At 71.2% G+C, this 17,701-nt stretch carries 16 protein-coding genes; 13 read left to right on the top strand and 3 right to left on the bottom strand.

Annotated elements, in window-relative coordinates; genetic code table 11:
- The first annotated feature begins 346 nt into the window (after nt 1-346).
- From ACZ6B1_RS28145 to ACZ6B1_RS28155, 3 genes are all read left to right on the top strand, one after another.
- On the top strand, nt 347-2,224 hold the full coding sequence (locus tag ACZ6B1_RS28145) for an acyl-CoA dehydrogenase family protein (protein ID WP_468782861.1): 1,878 nt from the start codon (nt 347-349) through the stop codon (nt 2,222-2,224).
- 654 nt (nt 2,225-2,878) lie between these two features.
- On the top strand, nt 2,879-4,942 hold the full coding sequence (locus ACZ6B1_RS28150) for a SpoIIE family protein phosphatase (RefSeq protein ID WP_468782863.1): 2,064 nt from the start codon (nt 2,879-2,881) through the stop codon (nt 4,940-4,942).
- Nucleotides 4,943-5,070: 128 nt separating this feature from the next.
- On the top strand, nt 5,071-6,549 hold the full coding sequence (locus tag ACZ6B1_RS28155) for a glutamate-cysteine ligase family protein (RefSeq protein WP_468782865.1): 1,479 nt from the start codon (nt 5,071-5,073) through the stop codon (nt 6,547-6,549).
- A 91-nt stretch (nt 6,550-6,640) separates the two neighbouring features.
- On the opposite strand, the gene ACZ6B1_RS28160 is transcribed toward ACZ6B1_RS28155, so the two are convergent.
- From ACZ6B1_RS28160 to ACZ6B1_RS28170, 3 genes are all read right to left on the bottom strand, one after another.
- A complete protein-coding gene (locus tag ACZ6B1_RS28160; protein WP_468782867.1) occupies nt 6,641-7,402 on the bottom strand; it encodes a beta-glucanase in 762 nt (253 codons plus the stop codon).
- Nucleotides 7,403-7,508: 106 nt separating this feature from the next.
- On the bottom strand, nt 7,509-8,291 hold the full coding sequence (locus ACZ6B1_RS28165; RefSeq protein WP_468782869.1) for a PDC sensor domain-containing protein: 783 nt from the start codon (nt 8,289-8,291) through the stop codon (nt 7,509-7,511).
- Nucleotides 8,292-8,328: 37 nt separating this feature from the next.
- A complete protein-coding gene (locus ACZ6B1_RS28170; protein ID WP_468782871.1) occupies nt 8,329-9,069 on the bottom strand; it encodes a FadR/GntR family transcriptional regulator in 741 nt (246 codons plus the stop codon).
- A gap of 110 nt (nt 9,070-9,179) precedes the next feature.
- Here ACZ6B1_RS28170 and ACZ6B1_RS28175 point away from each other — a divergent pair, with 110 nt between their 5' ends.
- The 10 genes from ACZ6B1_RS28175 to ACZ6B1_RS28220 all read left to right on the top strand — a co-directional run bounded on the left by ACZ6B1_RS28175 (nt 9,180) and on the right by ACZ6B1_RS28220 (nt 17,692).
- A complete protein-coding gene (locus tag ACZ6B1_RS28175) occupies nt 9,180-10,211 on the top strand; it encodes an ABC transporter ATP-binding protein (protein ID WP_468782873.1) in 1,032 nt (343 codons plus the stop codon).
- Between the two features lie 100 nt (nt 10,212-10,311).
- The gene (locus tag ACZ6B1_RS28180; protein ID WP_468782875.1) at nt 10,312-11,508 is read left to right on the top strand and encodes an ABC transporter substrate-binding protein; all 1,197 of its coding nucleotides are present in this window, start codon (nt 10,312-10,314) and stop codon (nt 11,506-11,508) included.
- Between the two features lie 3 nt (nt 11,509-11,511).
- Nucleotides 11,512-12,405 carry an ABC transporter permease gene (locus ACZ6B1_RS28185; RefSeq protein ID WP_468782877.1) on the top strand — a complete coding sequence of 298 codons (894 nt, stop codon included), beginning with the start codon at nt 11,512-11,514 and terminating at the stop codon, nt 12,403-12,405.
- A gap of 12 nt (nt 12,406-12,417) precedes the next feature.
- Complete coding sequence (locus ACZ6B1_RS28190; protein WP_468782879.1) at nt 12,418-13,233, top strand: ABC transporter permease; 816 nt, start codon at nt 12,418-12,420, stop codon at nt 13,231-13,233.
- Nucleotides 13,234-13,368: 135 nt separating this feature from the next.
- On the top strand, nt 13,369-13,626 hold the full coding sequence (locus tag ACZ6B1_RS28195) for a hypothetical protein (protein WP_468782881.1): 258 nt from the start codon (nt 13,369-13,371) through the stop codon (nt 13,624-13,626).
- Nucleotides 13,627-13,641: 15 nt separating this feature from the next.
- The gene (locus ACZ6B1_RS28200) at nt 13,642-14,193 is read left to right on the top strand and encodes a hypothetical protein (RefSeq protein WP_468782883.1); all 552 of its coding nucleotides are present in this window, start codon (nt 13,642-13,644) and stop codon (nt 14,191-14,193) included.
- A gap of 537 nt (nt 14,194-14,730) precedes the next feature.
- Nucleotides 14,731-15,912 carry an ATP-binding protein gene (locus ACZ6B1_RS28205; protein WP_468782885.1) on the top strand — a complete coding sequence of 394 codons (1,182 nt, stop codon included), beginning with the start codon at nt 14,731-14,733 and terminating at the stop codon, nt 15,910-15,912.
- Nucleotides 15,909-16,748, top strand: a complete 840-nt coding sequence (locus ACZ6B1_RS28210; RefSeq protein ID WP_468782887.1) for a roadblock/LC7 domain-containing protein — start codon at nt 15,909-15,911, stop codon at nt 16,746-16,748. The genes ACZ6B1_RS28205 and ACZ6B1_RS28210 overlap by 4 nt, the downstream gene beginning before the upstream one ends.
- A complete protein-coding gene (locus ACZ6B1_RS28215; RefSeq protein WP_199209304.1) occupies nt 16,745-17,128 on the top strand; it encodes a DUF742 domain-containing protein in 384 nt (127 codons plus the stop codon). The genes ACZ6B1_RS28210 and ACZ6B1_RS28215 overlap by 4 nt, the downstream gene beginning before the upstream one ends.
- Nucleotides 17,129-17,131: 3 nt before the next feature.
- Nucleotides 17,132-17,692: a GTP-binding protein gene (locus ACZ6B1_RS28220; protein WP_468782888.1), complete on the top strand. Its 561-nt coding sequence runs from the start codon at nt 17,132-17,134 to the stop codon at nt 17,690-17,692.
- The last annotated feature ends 9 nt before the right edge of the window (nt 17,693-17,701 follow it).

Genomic DNA, 17,701 nt, shown 5'->3' on the forward strand with positions numbered 1-17,701 from the left:
CGAAAAGAAACCGACAGGTACGTATCGTGCCACCTCGGAAGATGCCCTTTCAACCATATGGATGCCTCCCCTTCCCCGGGTGCACGGGCTCCCCGGGCCGTCGCCGACGCCACGATAAAACCTGTCGCCCGGTATCTCAATGCCCCGCCGGGCCCGTCCGTACGGGGAAGAGCGCCCGCCGCGGGGGAGTTGGGCATTCCGCTCTTGGCCGAGTCCGCCGGGTTCACAAGGCGCCCATGTTCGGCCACCGTTGGCAAAAATTTGGCTTGATAAGCAAACCGGGAGGTCCGTATCTTCTGACTCTGCGCAACCCACCCTGCCGGATCTGCGACCACGGGAGAGGGCCATGACCCTTTTGACGTCCCAGGTACATCTCCCCCCTTCGCCGGAGATCGAGGACCACGGCGAGTTGACGCGGCTCCTCTTCGACGGCGACGACCGGGAGCGCGTCCATGGGATGTGGCGCGACCTCATCGCCAAGGACACCTTCCGCCACCGCCCCGGACTCGGCGCAGCCGAGCGCGCCGCGCTCTCCTACGAGTGGCTGCGCCTGGTGAACGACACGGCCGGAGGGGCCGAACGGCTCGCGAACGACCCCCAGTTGCTGGCTTCACTGCACGAGTGGGCGGCGATCGTGGACGGCGGCGGGGGCCTGTGCACGGTGGCGAGCATCCACTACAACCTCTTCCTCGGCAGCCTGCTCGACCACGGGGGCGCCGGGCGCCGGGACCTGTCCGACTTCACGGCCCTGCGGCGCACCGGAACGTTCCTGTGCACCGAACTGGACCACGGCAACGACGCCTCGGCGCTGGAGACCACCGCCGAACTGGACCCGGTGACCGGCGGTTTCGTGCTCGACACCCCGCACGCGGGCGCGCAGAAGTTCATGCCCAACACCAGCATGACCGGCGGCCCGAAGAGCGCCGTGGTCGCCGCCCGCCTCCTGGTCGAGGGCCGGGACGAGGGTGTCTTCCTGTTCCTGACCCCGCTGAGCGACGAGCGGGGACTGCTGCCTGGCGTCCGGGTCCGCCGGCTGCCCCTGCGCACCGGCGCCCCGGTGGACCACTGCCTGACGGGGTTCGACCGGGTGGCGCTGCCGCGCGAGGCCCTGCTGGAGTCCGAGCACGGCCGGCTGGACGCCGAGGGCCGGCTGCACAGCGCTCTCGGCAACCGGCGCAAGCGGTTCCTGCACTCCATCGGCCGGGTCACCATGGGGAAGCTGTGCATGAGCGGTGCCGCCGTCGGCGCGACCCGGGCCGCGCTCGCGATAGCCGTGCGCCACGGCGGCCACCGGCTGGTCAGCGGGCCGCGGGCGGGTGAGCGCATCCCGGTCAACGCGCACCGCTCGCACCACGGACGGCTGCTGAAGGGCATCGCCACGGCCTACGCCATGACCTTCCTGCACCGCGCGGCGCTCGCCCGCTGGGCCTTCGGGCACACCGCAGCGGACGCCGGGGTACGGGCGGACGCCGAGCGGCTGATCGCCGTGGCCAAGGGCTGGATCACCTGGCAGGCGCGGGACATCACGGTCGAGTGCCGGGAACGCTGCGGCGCCCAGGGCCTGTTCGCCGCCAACGGTCTGTCGGAGTTCCCGCAGTACATCGAGGGCACCATCACCGCCGAGGGCGACAACCTGGTGATCTGGGTGAAGGCGGCCGCCGAGATGCTGTTCGAGCATCAGCCGCCCCGTCAGGATCCCGAACCCCCGGGCGGCGTCGAGCGGTTGGCGGACGTCCGGCATCTGCGGGGGCTGCTGGCCCGGGCCGAGACCGTCTGGCAGGACCGGGCGCGGGCGGCGCTGCGCCGGGGGCCCTCCGGTGATCCGGTCGAGCGGTGGAACGGCGCCTCCTCCGCCGCCCTGGAGATGGTCTCGGTGCACGCCCGGCTGCAGGCGGCCGACGCCTTCCTGGCCGCGGTGGCCCGGGCGCGGCACCCCGAGACGGGCGAACTGCTGGAGAAACTGTGCCGGTTGTTCCTGCTGCAGCAGCTCGGCGAGTTCACCGGTGACCTGCTGGCCGACGGCCACCTGTCCGGCGACCAGGTACGTGCCCTTCCCCAGCTCCTCGACGACGTCCTGCGCGACCTCGCGCCGCACATGAGCGAGCTGGTCGAGGCGTTCGACCTGCCCAGGGAGTACCTGGACGGCATCCCGATGGCCGGCGGCGGCCCCCTCTCGCTCGCCGGCCACTGCGTCGACCACGCCTCCGACGGGTCAGAGGACTGACCAGCCTCGCGGAACGTCCTGCTCGGCCCGGATGATCTCTCCGTCGGCCGTGCGGCGAGCTCCCAGTGGTGGGCGAGCCCGGCCATCGGGAACAGCGTCCGCCTGCGGGCCGGGCAGCGACTCGCTCAGCCGCCGCCCGAGCCGCTGGTCCCTGACCGCGGATAGGGAAGGCCGCCGGGACCCCAACGACGAGATCGAGGTCGCTGCCGTCCCGGTGCCGCAGCGGGATCCGGCCGATCCATTCCCTTCCGGCGCGGCGGTGCCGCGCGACAGCGGCCCACCGCGCCGGCACCTCGGGGCCGGCCGGCAGGCGGGCCGCGGGGAGGCCGACGACGCACGGCGCGCGGTGTCCGAGCAGCGCTTCGGCGCCCCTGGTCCAGCCGGCCACGACGCCGCCCGCCGACAGCACCGCCACCGCGTCGGTGGAGACGCCGGGAAGATCACACGACGGCGCGGACATGGACGCGCCGTGTCCCTTTCCGGCAGGTTCCGCGGTCCCGTCCTCCGCCCTCCCCACGGTGCTGCCGGTCCGCCCTAAGTGCACCGGCCGTTCTGCGGTTGGGGCGGGCCCGGCGCCGGGGGCAGCATGGGAGATACCGGTCCTCAGCGCTCGGAGCACGCCCCCGACGAACGGCCGGTGGAGGTGGATCCGGTATGGCAGTGGACTCCTTCCGCGCCGACGACGAGCACAGCCCCGAGCGGCCCCGCCCGACCGGCCTGCTGGACGTGCTCAGCGTGGCCGCCGTGGCGCTCGACACCAGGGGGCGCATCGTCTTCTGGACCCCGCAGGCCGAAGATCTGTTCGGTTACGCCGCCGAGGAGGTCCTCGGCCAGTACGCGGCGCAGATGCTGGTCCGTCCCGAGCACCTGCAGGCCGTGGTGAGCCTGTTCTCCGAGGTCCTGCAGACCGGCCGGGGGTGGGCCGGCGCCTTCCCCATCCGGCACAAGGACGGCAGCAGCCGTCTGACGGAGTTCCGCACCATGCGGCTGCTGGACGACGTCGGAGAGGTGTACGCCCTGGGCATCGCCGCCGACCACACACTGCTGCAGCGGGTGGAGACCGATCTGGCCCTGTGCGAGAGGCTGATCAACCAGTCCCCGATCGGCCTGGCCCTGCTGGACCCGGATCTGCGCTACCTGCTGGTCAACCCGGCGCTGGAGCGGATCGACGGTGTTCCAGCCGAGGACCACATCGGGCGCCGGCTGCGGGAGATGCTGCCCTTCCTCGACGTGGGCACCGTCGAGTCCTGTCTGCGGCAGGTACTCGCCACCGGCCTGCCCCTGCTCGACCAGTACCACGTGGGTCTGCCGCCCTCCGACCCGGAGCACGAGCACGCCTGGTCGCTGTCCTTCTACCGCCTCGAGGACCCCGGTGGGCGGGTGCTGGGCGCGGCCGCCTCGGTCGTCGACGTCACCGAGCGGCACCACGCGGCCGCCGAGGCCGACCGGGCCAGGCGGCGGCTGGCGCTCATCGCGGACTCCTCTACCCGGGTCGGCACCTCGCTCGAGGTGGAGCAGACCGCGCGTGAGCTGGCCGAGATCGCCACTCCGGTGCTCGCCGACGTGGTCGCCGTCGACGTCCTCGACTCGGCCCTGGCCTGCCGCCGCGTCCGCCGCCCGGACAACGGCCCGGAGCTGTTCCGCGCCCTCGCCCTCAGGGCGGCCCACCCCACGGTGGCGCTCCGGGCCGCCGACCCGCCCGGTGACCTCGCCTCCTACGACGGTGACCGGCTGGTGACCCTGTGCGTCCACACCGGCCGTCCGGTCCTGGTCCGGCACGTCGGCGAGCGGGACCTGTCGCGCATCGCGCGCAACGAGGAGGCCGGCGCCTATCTGGCCCGGGCGGGCGTGCACTCGTATCTCGCCGTGCCGCTGATCGCGCACGGCGAGGTGCTCGGCGCGCTCGACCTCAAACGCACCCGCAACCCGCTGCCCTTCGACGACGACGACGTCGTGCTGGCCGGTGAGCTGGCCGGCCGCGCCGCGATCGCCATCGACAACGCCCGCTGGTTCCAGAGCGTGCGCAACACCGCGCTCACCCTCCAGCGCAGCCTGCTTCCCGACCACTCGGCGCACCACACCGGTCTGGAGCTGGCCTCCCGGTACCAGCCCGCGCAGGCCACCAGCGAGGTGGGGGGCGACTGGTACGACGTCATCCCGCTCGCCGACGACAAGACCGCGCTGGTGGTGGGCGACGTCATGGGCAACGGCATCGACGCGGCCGCAACCATGGGCCGGCTGCGTACCGCGACCTGCGCCTACGCCGACCTGGACCTCGCCCCCGACGCGGTGCTCCAGCATCTGGACCGGATCACCTGCGACCTGGAGCACTACATCGTCACCTGCCTGTACGCCGTGTTCGACCCCCGCACCCGGCGGTGCACCATCGCCAACGCGGGACACATGCCGCCCGCCCTCGCGCGGCCCGGCCGGGCGCCCGAGCTGCTCGACCTGCCCGCCGGCGCACCGCTCGGCGTCGGGGGCGTCGAGTTCGAGACGGCCACCGTGGAGCTGGGGCCCGGCGATCTGCTGGTGTTGTACACCGACGGTCTCGTGGAGACGCGGCAGCACCCCATCGACGACCGTCTCAACGTGCTCCTCGGTTTTCTCGACAAGCCGGAGAGACCGCTCGAGGAGACCTGCGACCTGCTGCTGTACGGCCTGCGGCATCCCGAGGACCACGACGACGTGGCGCTGCTCGTCGCCCGGGCGCTGTGAGGCCGGCAACGCCGGGTGGGGCCCGCACCGCCCGGTCCCGGGCAATCCCCGCCCCGCATGGTGCGGTTCGCCCGACAATGCCACCCTGGGACGGGAGGTCTTTCGAGGAGCGCGATCCAGGAGGGCCTATGGGACGGGACGTCCCGGCGCTCGTCTTCACCCGTGAGGACCGGCGCCGGTACCGGATCAAGATGCAGGAGTGTCTCGACGTCTTCGCGCAGATGCTGCGCGAACAGCTCTTCGAGGCGGAGCGGCCCCAGGTGGGGCTGGAGATCGAGCTGAACCTGGTCGACGACGCGGCCGAGCCCGCGATGCGCAACACCGCTGTGCTGGAGGCGATCGCGGACCCCGCATGGTCCACCGAGCTGGGCCGGTTCAACCTGGAGATCAACGTGCCGCCCCGCGCGCTGACGCAGGGCGGACCCGACGCCTGGGAGTCCGAGATCCGCGCGGCGCTGAACCACGCGGACGAGCGGGCCAGGTCGGTGGGGGCGCGCCTGGTCGTGATCGGCATCCTGCCCACGCTGCGGCAGGACGACATCGGCGAGGGGACCCTGTCGGAGAACCCGCGCTACCGGCTGCTGAACGACCAGGTCTTCGCGGCGCGCGGCGAGGACCTGCGGATCGAGGTGGACGGCGTCGACCGGCTGCGGACGTACGCCGACACGATCACCCCGGAGGCGGCGTGCACCAGCACCCAGTTCCATCTGCAGGTGTCCCCGGAGAACTTCGCCGGCTACTGGAACGCGGCGCAGGCCATCGCCGGGGTACAGGTGGCGCTGGCGGCCAACTCGCCGTTCCTGTTCGGCAAGGAGCTGTGGCACGAGACCCGGGTGCCGCTGTTCGAGCAGGCGACCGACACCCGTCCCGAGGAGATCAAGGTGCAGGGGGTGCGGCCCCGGGTGTGGTTCGGCGAGCGGTGGATCAACAGCGTCTTCGACCTGTTCGAGGAGAACCTGCGCTACTTCCCGGCCCTGCTGCCCCTGTGCGACGAACAGGATCCCGGCGAGACGCTGGACCGCGGGGACATCCCCGGGCTGTCCGAACTGTCCCTGCACAACGGCACCATCTACCGCTGGAACCGGCCGGTCTACGCCGTCTCCCACGACAAGCCGCATGTGCGGGTCGAGAACCGGGTGCTGCCCGCCGGGCCGACGGTCGCCGATACCCTGGCCAACGGCGCCTTCTACTACGGGCTGACGCGCGCACTGGTGGAGGAGGACCGGCCGGTGTGGTCGCGGATGTCCTTCGCCGCGGCAGAGGAGAACCTCCACACGGCGGCCCGGCAGGGGATCGACGCCCTGCTGTACTGGCCCGGCATGGGCGAGGTGCCGGTACCCGAACTGGTGCTGCGCCGGCTGCTGCCGCTGGCGCACCGCGGTCTCGAGCAGTCCGGCATGGACGCGGCCTGGCGGGAGCCGCTGCTCGGCATCATCGAGCAGCGCTGCGTCACCGCCCGCAACGGCGCGGTGTGGCAGAAGGAGATGTTCCACCGCATCGAGTCCGGCACCCAGGCCGGCCGCCATGAGGCGCTGCGCCGGATGACCGAGCTGTACATCGACTACATGCACCTCAACGCCCCGGTCCACACCTGGCCGGTGGACTGACGGGGCGGCTCGCGGGACGCGGCCGCCGGCGGTGAGGGTCACTGGGCGGGCCCCTGGCGGTGCCCGTCCGGGCCGGCGGCCGGGGCGTGCCTCAGGCGGGTTGCTCCTCGCCGCCCTCCACCACCGCCTCCTCCTCCCGTGCGGAGGCGGTCCGCGGCCGCCGCACGACGAGGTCTCTCACCTCGAACGACATCGCGGTCGTCGACCGGTCCGGCGCGGGGTGGTAACGCCCGGCGCACACGGACAGGTTGACGATGAGGTGGGCGTGCCAGGTGGAACCCACCCCGCGCCGGTCCGCGAAGGCCCTGGTGCCGTTCACCCACCAGACGACGGACCGGGCGCCGAAGTCGGTCCGCAGGTCGACCCAGGCGCCGGGGCGGACGGCGTCGTCACGGAAGTAACTCCCGCTGCCGCGCACATGGTTGGAGAGCTCCAGCAGATCCGGGTTGTCGGGGTGGTACTCGAAGACGTCGATCTCCTGGTCGCCGTCGCGCCAGGTCCAGATGGCGGGCCAGGCGCCGGTCTCCCGGGGCAGCCGCACCCGGGCCGTGAGGACGTCTCCCGTCCGGACCAGGAAGGCCTCCTCGCTGCCCTCGGTGGTAAGCAGTCCGGTGTTCCACCGGCCGTCCGGCCTCCGCCTGGCCCGGAAGACGCCCGAGCGGCTGTAGGCGGGGTCGGCCACCAGGTGGTCGAGTTTGTCGTCGCCGGGGTTGTCCGGGCCGCCGTCGGGATAAGCCCATGACCGGCCGGCGACCCACTGGCGTTCGGAGGTGAAGTCCGCGGTGAACACCACGTCGGACCGGGACGGAGTGCGCGGAGCCGGAACCGGGCCGCTCGGTGTCGGTTGTTCCATGACCGATGTCTCACCTGCTGGGGCCCGGCCATGCGCCGGGGCGGCCGGAACGCCGTGGGAATGACCCGTCCGGGTGAAGGGCGCCCGCGCACGCGCCGGAGCGTGCTCAGTCCTCGCGCTGGACGAGGACCAGCGGGACGCCGTGACAGGGCACCAGCCGCAGGCCGGCGTGCTCGGCGGGCGCGGACCCGGCGAGCAGGTCGCCGAAGCCGGGGCCCTTGGTCAGGGAGCCCGCGAGGTGCGCGGGGTCCGCCGAGGCGGCGACCCGGCCGCGGGCGTTCACCAGGTGGGCGGGGCGGGGCAGCCGGCGCAACAGGGGCAGTACGGCGGCCTCGAAGTGCCGCAGGTACACGTCGGCGGCGGCGACTCCGGCGAAGCGCCCGCCCGTCTCGACCGGCGCGGACAGGGTGAGGCTGTACTCGTCGGAGCAGAGGTAGTCGACGTAGGGGCCCGCCACGGCACGGCGGCCGGTGTCGCGGGGCAGGGTGAACCAGTCCCAGTGCGTGTAGTCGGAGTAGGCCGAGTGGTCGGGGTCGAGGTCGAGCAGCAGGGGCCGCAGGTCCCCTTCGGTGCCCTTCTGCCACCACTCCAGCCACGCCGGTACGTCGGACAGCAGGCCGGGGGCCGCCACGAAGCCGGCGCCGGAGACCAGTTCCTGGCCGGTCAGGCGGTGGTGCAGTGCGGGGCGCAGGGCGGCGAGGTCGGCGCTCGCGGGGTGTCCGCCGCGCGCGGACACCCTGGCGAGCAGGGCCGCGGTGTCGGCGCGGGTGGCGGCGACGGCCTCGAAGACCGTCTCCAGCGCGCCGCCCACCTGCGAGGCCACCCAGGCCTCGACGTCCGTGTCGAGCGTGGCGGCCGCCGAGGCGGCCTGCCCGGGGCTCCAGCCCATGGTCTCCTCCAGCGGACGGGAACCGGACGCGGCGCGTTCAGAGGGCGAGGCGTACGGCGACGAGCCGTTCCGTGGCGTCCCTGACGCACCGCTCGGCCAGCGTGCCGGCCGTTTGGTCGGCCCCATCCTGCACGGCGGAGATTACGGAGCGGTGACGCTCCGCCACTTCTTCACGATATTCGTCGCTGCCGAGGACCAGGCACAGCAGAGCGCCCACCTCGCTCTGGAGGGCCACCTGTTCGCGGGTGAGCCGGGCGGACTGGGCGGCGGCCGCGAGTTCGACGTGGAAGCGGCCGTACAGACGGCTGCGCGCCGCCGTCTCCCCGGCCCGCGCAAGCTCCTCGGCTGTGCGGCGCAGCGGGTCCAGGTCGCCGGGTTCGGTGCGCTGGGCGGCGAGGCGGGCGGCGGCGCCGGACAGCGCGGCCCAGTGGTCGCCGAGGTCCCGCAGTTCGTCGGTGCTCCAGCCGCGCAGCCGGGCCTCCAGCCGGTCGGCGGCGGGGACCTCGGGCAGGGAGACGAAGCTGCCGCCGCCGCGGCCCCGGCGGGTGGTGACCAGGCCCTGCTGCCGCAGCGCCATGAGGGCCTCGCGCAGGGTCACGGTGGAGACGCCGAGCTGCCCGGCCAGATCGCTCTCGCCGGGCAGTTGCTCGCCGTCGGCGAGCAGGCCGAGCTCGATCGCGTCGCCTATGCGGCGGACGACGGCTTCCACCCGCGCCCGGCTGTCCACCGGGGTGAAGACGGCCAGGCGAGCGCCGCCCGCCCTCTCGTGCTGCCTCACGGCCACCACCTCATGCGTTGACTCAAGCTTTACCCTAAGGGTCTCTTGAGATTAGAACTATGACTTCATATGTTTGCGGTCAACGTTGAGCGCGCCAGAAAGGTTCCCGCATGGAGGGAATTGCGATCCGGCTGCAGGATCTGCGGAAGTCGTTCGGTGAGACGACCGCCGTGGCCGGAGTCGACCTGGAGGTCCGGGACGGGGAGTTCTTCTCGATGCTCGGCCCGTCCGGATCCGGGAAGACGACGGTCCTCCGGCTCATCGCCGGGTTCGAGACCCCCACCGGGGGCGGCATCGAACTCGCCGGTCAGGACGTCACTGGCCTCGCCCCCTTCGAACGGGACGTGCACACCGTCTTCCAGGACTACGCCCTGTTCCCGCACATGACGGTCGAGCAGAACGTCGCCTACGGGCTGAGGATCCGCAAGGTGCCCAGGGCCGAACGCCTGGTCCGCGCCCGCAAGGCCCTGGCGGAGGTCCGCCTGGAGGGCTACGGCCGGCGCCGCCCGGCCCAGTTGTCCGGCGGCCAGCGCCAGCGCGTCGCCCTCGCCCGCGCCCTCGTCGGCCGCCCCCGGGTCCTGCTGCTCGACGAGCCGCTCGGCGCCCTCGACCTGAAGCTGCGCGAGCAGATGCAGGTCGAACTCAAGGCGCTGCAGCGGGAGGTGGGCATCACCTTCGTCTTCGTCACCCACGACCAGGAGGAGGCCCTGACGATGAGCGACCGCATCGCCGTCTTCGACCAGGGCCGCATCGCCCAGGTCGGTACTCCGGCGGAGATATACGAACGGCCCGCCACCCCGTTCGTCGCCTCCTTCGTCGGCACCTCGAACCTGCTGGAGGGCGAGGCGGCCCGGCGGATCGTCGGCGCGCCCGGCACGTACAACATCCGCCCGGAGAAGATCCGCGTGCTGAAGGAGTCAGCCGAGGCGGACGAGCCCGGGCACGCCACCGCGACCGGCACCGTGGCCGAGGTCGTCTACCTCGGTGACGCCACCCGGTTCCTGGTCGACCTCGACGGCGGCGGCCGGCTCACCGCCCTGCAGCAGAACCTGGAGACCTCCTCCGAGGACGTCGCCGCCTACCGCGACACCCGGGTCAGGCTTCGCTGGCACCGCGGCCACGCCGTCCGACTGCCCACCTGACCCGCCCGTCCCGTCCCGTCCCCGATCCCCCACTCCCCCCTTTCCCCACGCCCTCCGCCCTCCCGCTCCGCGCAAGGCTCCCTCACTCCTGGAGAACGTCGTGCGTCTCACCCGTACCCTGAAGACCGCCGCCGGCGCCGCCGCGCTGCTGCTCGCCGCCGCCTGCGACTCCTCCGGCTCCGGCGGATCCGCCGCCACCGGTCTCAACCCGCCCGACCTCAAGGCGCCCACGAAACTGGGCCGGACCGAGGGCCAGGTCAATCTGATCGCCTGGGCCGGATACGTCGAGGACGGCTCCAACGACCCCAAGGTCGACTGGGTCAGCGGCTTCGAGAAGCAGACCGGCTGCCAGGTCCACTCCAAGGTGGCCGCCAGCTCCGACGAGATGGTCAAGCTGATGAAGACCGGGGAGTACGACGCCGTCTCCGCGTCCGGTGACGCCTCTCTGCGCCTGATCGCCTCCGGTGACGCCGCCCCGGTCAACACCGCGCTCGTCCCCAACTACAGGGACGTCTTCGGCGGGTTGAAGAACGGCTCCTGGAACTCCGTGAACGGGAAGATGTACGGCATCCCGCACGGCCGGGGCGCCAACCTGCTGATGTACAACACCGAGAAGGTGAGCCCGGCGCCCACCTCCTGGTCGGCCGTCTTCGACGACGCCGCGCGGTACAAGGGGCACGTCACCGCGTACGACTCACCGATCTACATCGCCGACGCGGCCCTCTATCTCAAGGCCGCCAAACCCGAGTTGAAGATCAAGGACCCCTACGCGCTCGACCAGAAGCAGTTCGACGCCGCCGTGTCGCTGCTGAAGAAGCAGAACGGCGACATCGGCGAGTACTGGAGCGACTACCTCAAGGAGGTCTCGGCCTTCAAGAGCGGGGACTCCGTGGTCGGCACCACCTGGCAGGTCATCGCCGGCCTCGCCGCCGACGAGGGCGCCAAGGTCAAGGCGGTCGTCCCCAAGGAGGGTTCGACGGGCTGGTCCGACACCTGGATGGTCTCCGCGAAGGCCAAGCACCCCAACTGCGCCTACAAGTGGCTCGACTGGATCGTCTCCCCCAAGGTCAACGCCCAGGTCGCCGAGTACTTCGGGGAGGCCCCGGCCAACGCCAAGGCCTGCTCCGAGACCGGTGACAAGACCTTCTGCGCGACCTACCACGCCTCCGACGAGGGCTACTGGAAGAACATCGCCTTCTGGAACACACCCATCGAGCAGTGCCTCGACGGCCGTACCGACGTCCGCTGCGTGCCGTACGCCAAGTGGGTGCAGGCCTGGACCGAGATCAAGGGCTGAGCGGTGACGACCGATGTTACTCCGGCCGCCGGACGGGGCACCGTCCGGCGGCTCGCCGGGACACTGCACCGACGGCCCCGGCTGCGCCTGACGCTGCTGCTCACCGCCCCGCTGCTGTGGCTCGCCGTCCTCTACCTCGGCTCGCTGACGGTCCTGTTCGTCTCGGCCTTCTGGACGACGGACTCCTTCACCTCCCAGGTGGTGAAGGTCTGGTCGACGGACAACTTCCACGCCCTGTTCACCACACCGGTGTTCCGGCAGGTGGTCCTGCGCAGTGTCGGTGTCGCCCTGGCGGTGACCGTGCTGTGCGCCGTGATCGCCTTCCCGGTCGCCTTCTGCACCGCGCGAGTGGCAAGGCCCAGGTGGCGCCCGCTGCTGGTGGTCGCCATCCTCACCCCGCTCTGGGCGAGCTATCTGGTCAAGGTGTACGCGTGGCGCCTCATACTCGCCGAGGGCGGCCTGGCCGACTGGATGCTCCGGCCGTTCGGGCTGAGCGGTCCGGGCTTCGGCCTGCCCGCCACCGTGCTCACCCTGACCTACCTGTGGCTGCCGTACATGATCCTGCCGGTCCACACGGCGCTCGAGCAGCTCCCGGACAACCTGCTCGACGCCTCGGCCGACCTCGGCGCGCGGGCCGGCCGCACCTTCCGCTCGGTGGTCCTGCCCATGGTGCTGCCCTCGGTCGCCGCCGGATCGGTCTTTACCTTCTCGCTCAGCCTCGGCGACTACATCACCGTGCAGATCGTCGGCGGCAAGACCCAGCTGATCGGCAACCTCGTGTACTCCAACATCGAACTGAACCTGCCCATGGCCGCCGCGCTCGGCACCGTCCCCGTGGTCGTGATCGTCCTGTACCTCCTGGCGATCCGCCGTACGGGCGCCCTGAACAACCTGTAGAGGAGGAGCGCCATGCATCTCGGCCGCACCGCGCGGATCGCCCTGCGCCTGGGCGCCGCACTCGGCTTCGCGATGATCTACGTCCCGCTGCTGCTCGTCCTCGTCAACTCCCTCAGCCCGGACCGCAGTGCGAGCTGGCCGCCACCCGGACTCACCCTGCACTGGTGGTCCGTGGCCGCCGGCAACTCCGGTGCGCGGGCCGCGGTGTGGGTGTCGGTGAAGGCGGGACTCGGCGCCACGGCCATCGCACTGGTCCTCGGCACGCTGATCGCGTTCGCGGTGGCCCGGTACCGCTTCTTCGGCCGCGGCACGGTGTCCTTCGTCGTGGTGCTGCCGATCGCGCTGCCCGGCATCGTCACGGGCATCGCGCTCAACTCCGCGTTCGGCACCGTCCTGGAGCCGCTCGGCGTGGGCCTCGGCCTGTTCACCGTGATCGTCGGCCACGCCACCTTCTGCATCGTCGTGGTCTTCAACAACGTCGTGGCCCGGCTGCGGCGTACGGCCGCGTCGTACGAGGAGGCGGCGATGGACCTCGGCGCGAGCTCCTTCCGCGCCTTCGCCGACGTCACCTTCCCGCTGGTCCGCTCCGCCCTGCTGGCCGGGGGCCTGCTCGCCTTCGCCCTGTCCTTCGACGAGATCGTCGTCACGACCTTCACCGCGGGCCCCGGCATCGAGACCCTGCCCATCTGGATCTTCAACAACATGACCCGGCCGCAACAGGCACCCGTGGTGAACGTAGTGGCCGCCGTCCTCGTCCTGATCTCGGTCGTGCCGATCTACGCCGCCCAGCGGCTGTCCGCGGACACGGCCACGTCGAGCAGGGTGTGAGGGGCCGGGCGACCGGGCGGCGGAACCTCGAACCGGATCACCAACTTCCGTATTGGGTACGGCATTTGACGACATGCTCCCGCCGCGGCGGGGTACGCGACAGGCCTCGGACGCCGAAACGGGAGGAGACCGGTCGTGACGTCGCGCGGCACATCGCCGGACCAGGGGCTCGGTGACCTCGAACCGGGCACCGCGCAGCGCGCGCAGCTGCGCGCCCGGATCGCCGACATCGCGTGGACGGCGGGCTGCGCCGTCCTCGCCCTCTGGGCGGTGTGGAGCGTGGTCGGCGCGGTGCGCGGGACGACGGCCTGGGTGTACAGCGCGGTGGCCTGGGTCCTGCTCGCCGTGGCGCTGACCGCCCGGGTGGCCGGTCGCCGCCGGCCACGCCGCTGAGGCCGGGAGGCGACCGTGGAACGCCTGAACGACTTCCTGAGCCGGCACCTGTGGGTCCAGATCCTGCTGTCCGTTCTCCTCGCGAGCGCCCTGATCCTGCTTCTGTACCCGTCGCGTTCGGTCGCCTCGGTCCTGACGCGGACGGCGCTGTGCTCGCTGGGCGGCATCGCCGTGGTGGTGACGGCGCGCCGCAGGGAGAAGCGTGCGGCCGGCGGTTCCACGGACCGGCTCGCCGGCCTCGACGGCAGGCTGCGCAGGGGCGAGGTCCCCACCGATCCCGCGGAGCGCGAAAGCATGCGCGCCCTGCTGGAGCAGCGCCTGCACCGCACCCGGCACCGCGTCGCCGCTCAGGTCGTACTCGCCCTGCTGTTCTGCTCGGTGACGGCGCTGACCGCGCTGACCGCCGGGCCGCGCCAGACCCTGGGCTTCGCGCTGCTCACCGTGGTCTTCCTCGGCTGGTTCATTCCCTACGGCAACCTCCAGCACAAGAGGCTGTGCCGGATGCGAGCGGCGCTGGCCGACCGGAACGGCTCCGGCGCCGGCGATGCCGGGCCGCGTGACCGGTGACCGGTGACCGGGCCTCAGACCCTGTACTGAAGCCGCGTACGGCCTGCGCGTACGAGACCGCCTCGCGCAGGGCTCGGACCTGGGACGGGCCCGGACGGGCATGGACCGGCGCCTGATGCGTACGACGGCAGCGAGTCCGCGACGGTCGTAGTCGTATACGGGCGCGCGCCATCCCAAGTCCGACAAAGACCAATGAGTCCGGCGGAGATGTCGGGAAAATGACGGCCGCCGCGCATTCAATAGGCGGACCGGCGAACAACCGGCGGTTACCGGGCCCGCGCACGGCAACCGGTACGCCCACAGAACAGGCGCGACCAGTGCTCCGGACCGGCCCGATACAGCCACTAGGCGTGCAATCGATTCCCCAAGGCAGTGATAGCATCCCCGCGTCTGCGACCTTGGTCCACTCGGCTCGAGCGCTGCACTGGGACCGGCTTCTCGACCCGAAGTCGGCCGAGTCGTTCCGAGCGGTTGTGTCACGGATTCCCCCGATGTCCGTCCACCGATGGTTGCGGGCTACACATAGGAAAGGTATCCATGTTTCGAGACGCACTCGTTTGGTGCCTGGTCGCTGTGGCGGTCATAGCCGTTGCCGCGGCACTCGCGCTCAGTCGCCGCAACAAGGCCATAGCCGCGAAGAAGCGCCTGGCCGAGGCCGAGCTCTCCCGGCAACTGAGCGCGGCCGACAGCCAACTGGCCGCTTTAAGCGCAGAGTTGCAGCGGCACAGAGCCGAGCACGACAAGACCATCGCGGACGCCGAGGAAGCGGCCGAGGAAAGCACCAAGGCCGTCCTCAAGGGATCGGCGCGCTTTCTGCAGAGCCTTGCCGCGGAACAGCTCGCGCTGCTCGAGGAAATTCAGCGCAAATATGGCGGCCATTCCGTACTGAGCGATCTGCTCGAAGTCAGTCACGCCAATGCGCAGATGGCGCGCAAGGCGCAGGGTATTGCCGTGATGTGCGGTGCACCGCTGGGCCGCCGAAATAAGCCCGCGAGCGTTTATGACGTGGTGCGCAGCGCCCAGGGTCAGATTCGAAACTTCCGGCGCGTCGAAATCATGCAGCAGACCGGTCTCGCATTGAAGGCGGCAGCCGTTTCCCCGGTCGCCCTCGCGGTCGCCGAACTTCTTGACAACGCTGCCAGTTTCTCCCAGCAGGGTTCGCCGATCGAGGTCAATTTCCAGCGGGTGCAGAAGAACCTGTGCATCGTCATCGACGACGCCGGTGTCGGTATGAACGACGAGGACCGCCAGAAGGCCTCCGCGCTGCTCTCCGGTGACTTCAGCCCCCGGCTCTCGCACCTCGGCAACCAGCCGAAGTTCGGTTTCCCGGTGATCGGCCTGCTCGCGCGGCAGTACGGATTCCGGGTGGACGTGACCGGCGTCTCCCGCTACGGCGGCGTGCGGGCGGTCGTCCTGCTGCCGGAGGAGCTGTGGACCGAGGAGGAGCCGGCGGTGCCCGAGGAGCCCCAGGTCAGCGGTATCCGTGGCAGCGTGGGCCGGCCCGAAACGGTGGCCCGCACCGCGCACGGCCTGCCCCGGCGGGGCGCCCGTCAGGTGCCCATCGCCAGCGTTCCCGACGAGGACGCCACCACGTCGCCCGCCCCGGCGCCGGAGGACGCCGGCCGGGCCGTCGGCCGGAGCCTGGGAGCCTTCCAGCGCGGCACGCTCTCGGGCCGCAATCTCGCCTCCGCGCCGTCCGAAGGGTCCGATGACGCATGACCACAGACCTGTCGTGGATGCTCGAGGACATCGTGAACAACGTGCCGAAGGCGCGCCACGCCGTCCTGCTGTCCGCGGACGGCCTGCCCCGTGGCGCGACCGACGGCATGGAACAGAAGGACGTGCGGACGATCTCCGCCGCCATGGCGGGCATGCAGTCGCTCAGCCGGGCGACCTCCCACTTCGCCGGGCCCGGGGCGGACAGGCAGTGGAACCAGACGATCATCGAGTTCTCGCACGGCTGGATCTTCCTGATCGGCGCCGGCCAGGGCGCCTATCTCGCCGCGGCCGCGGCGCCCGACGTCGACATGCAGCAGATCTCCTTCCGCATGCACCGGCTCGTCGCCCGGCTCGGAAACAACCTCACCTCGCCGCCGCGCGTGCACGCGGAGAGCGCCGACGGACCTTCCGGCGGAGCCCCTCATGTGGCGGTGGGCGGCACGGGGATCCCGATCGCGGACCTCGACGCGGCGATCGGTGAGGTGCGAGGCGCCCGTCACGCCGTCCTGTTGGGGCACGACGGCCTGCCCCGCGGCGCCACCACGGGCATGAGCCAGGACCTGGCGGACACCATCTCGGCGGCGATGACGGGCATCCACGCCTACAGCAGGGCCACCTCTCAGTTCGCCGGGCCGGATCCGGCTGCCCAGTGGCGGCAGACGGTCATCGAGTTCCAGCACGGCTGGATCTTCCTGATCTCGGCCGGGCACGGCGCCTTCCTGGCCGCGGCCGCCGAACACGAGGCCGATATCGAGGAGTTCACCACCCGTCTGCATCAGGCGGTGCCGCGGCTGAACGGATATCTGGCACCACGCGGGGAGGCGAGCCGTACGTGAATGACGAGCCGCACGAGGAACTCGAGCTGACCTCGGCATTAGTCCCGCTCTTCGTGATCACGAACGGGCGGGCCCTGCCACCGGACAATACCTACGAGCGCACCACGCTGGTGTCCGCGCAAGAGGGTGCCGCCGCTTCGGTGCGCACCCTTTCACCGGAGGCGCGCCGGGTTCTGGAACTGGTGGCGGAGGGCTTTCTCTCCGTGGCCGAAGTGGCCGCCCACACCCATCTGCCCCTGGGGATCGTACGGATTCTCCTGGCGCAGATGGAGGAGAGCGGTCACATCATCGCGCGTAAGCCGGTTCCACCCGCCGAACGCGTCGACCGGGAAGTGCTCAACGCCGTACTCGACGGCCTCAAAGCCCGATTCGGAGCGTGATTCGTGTACCTGGATTCAGGTGTTCTCACCGCGGTCAAGATCCTCGTGGTGGGGCACTTCGGGGTCGGGAAGACCACGTGCATCGGGAGCATCTCCGAGATCGAGCCCTTGCGCACCGAGGAGGAGATCACCGAGGCCAGTGTGGGATTTGACGACCTGTCGGGAAACCCGGACAAGACCACCACGACGGTCGCCATGGACTTCGGCCGCCTGACCATCAGCGACGAGGTGGTGCTCTACCTCTTCGGCACGCCCGGTCAGGAGCGCTTCAAGGAGATGTGGGAGGAGCTGTCCCGGGGCGCGCTCGGCGCGCTGGTCCTCGTCGACCCCGAGCGGCTGTCGGACTCCTTCCCCGTCCTCGACCTGGTCGAGCGGTTCGGCCTCACGTACGCCATCGGCGTCAACCACTTCGACGGCACGACCGACTACCCGCTCGCGGAGATCCGCGAGGCGCTGAACCTGTCCGAGCGGACCCCCGTGGTCGCCTGCGACGTACGCGACCAGCAGTCGTCGGCACAGGCTCTGATCACGCTCGTCCACCATCTTCTGTCCCTTCTCGACTAGGAGCCACCC

This window comes from Streptomyces sp. NPDC041129 (assembly GCF_055592265.1).

Excerpts from the sequence above, each read along its gene's own strand:
- ACZ6B1_RS28145 (WP_468782861.1), top strand. The coding sequence starts at position 347 with ATGACCCTTTTGACGTCCCAGGTACATCTCCCCCCTTCGCCGGAGATC.
- ACZ6B1_RS28175 (WP_468782873.1), top strand. The coding sequence starts at position 9,180 with ATGGAGGGAATTGCGATCCGGCTGCAGGATCTGCGGAAGTCGTTCGGT.
- ACZ6B1_RS28190 (WP_468782879.1), top strand. The coding sequence starts at position 12,418 with ATGCATCTCGGCCGCACCGCGCGGATCGCCCTGCGCCTGGGCGCCGCA.
- ACZ6B1_RS28155 (WP_468782865.1), top strand. The coding sequence starts at position 5,071 with ATGGGACGGGACGTCCCGGCGCTCGTCTTCACCCGTGAGGACCGGCGC.
- ACZ6B1_RS28165 (WP_468782869.1), bottom strand. The coding sequence starts at position 8,291 with ATGGGCTGGAGCCCCGGGCAGGCCGCCTCGGCGGCCGCCACGCTCGAC.
- ACZ6B1_RS28160 (WP_468782867.1), bottom strand. The coding sequence starts at position 7,402 with ATGGAACAACCGACACCGAGCGGCCCGGTTCCGGCTCCGCGCACTCCG.
- ACZ6B1_RS28205 (WP_468782885.1), top strand. The coding sequence starts at position 14,731 with ATGTTTCGAGACGCACTCGTTTGGTGCCTGGTCGCTGTGGCGGTCATA.
- ACZ6B1_RS28150 (WP_468782863.1), top strand. The coding sequence starts at position 2,879 with ATGGCAGTGGACTCCTTCCGCGCCGACGACGAGCACAGCCCCGAGCGG.
- ACZ6B1_RS28210 (WP_468782887.1), top strand. The coding sequence starts at position 15,909 with ATGACCACAGACCTGTCGTGGATGCTCGAGGACATCGTGAACAACGTG.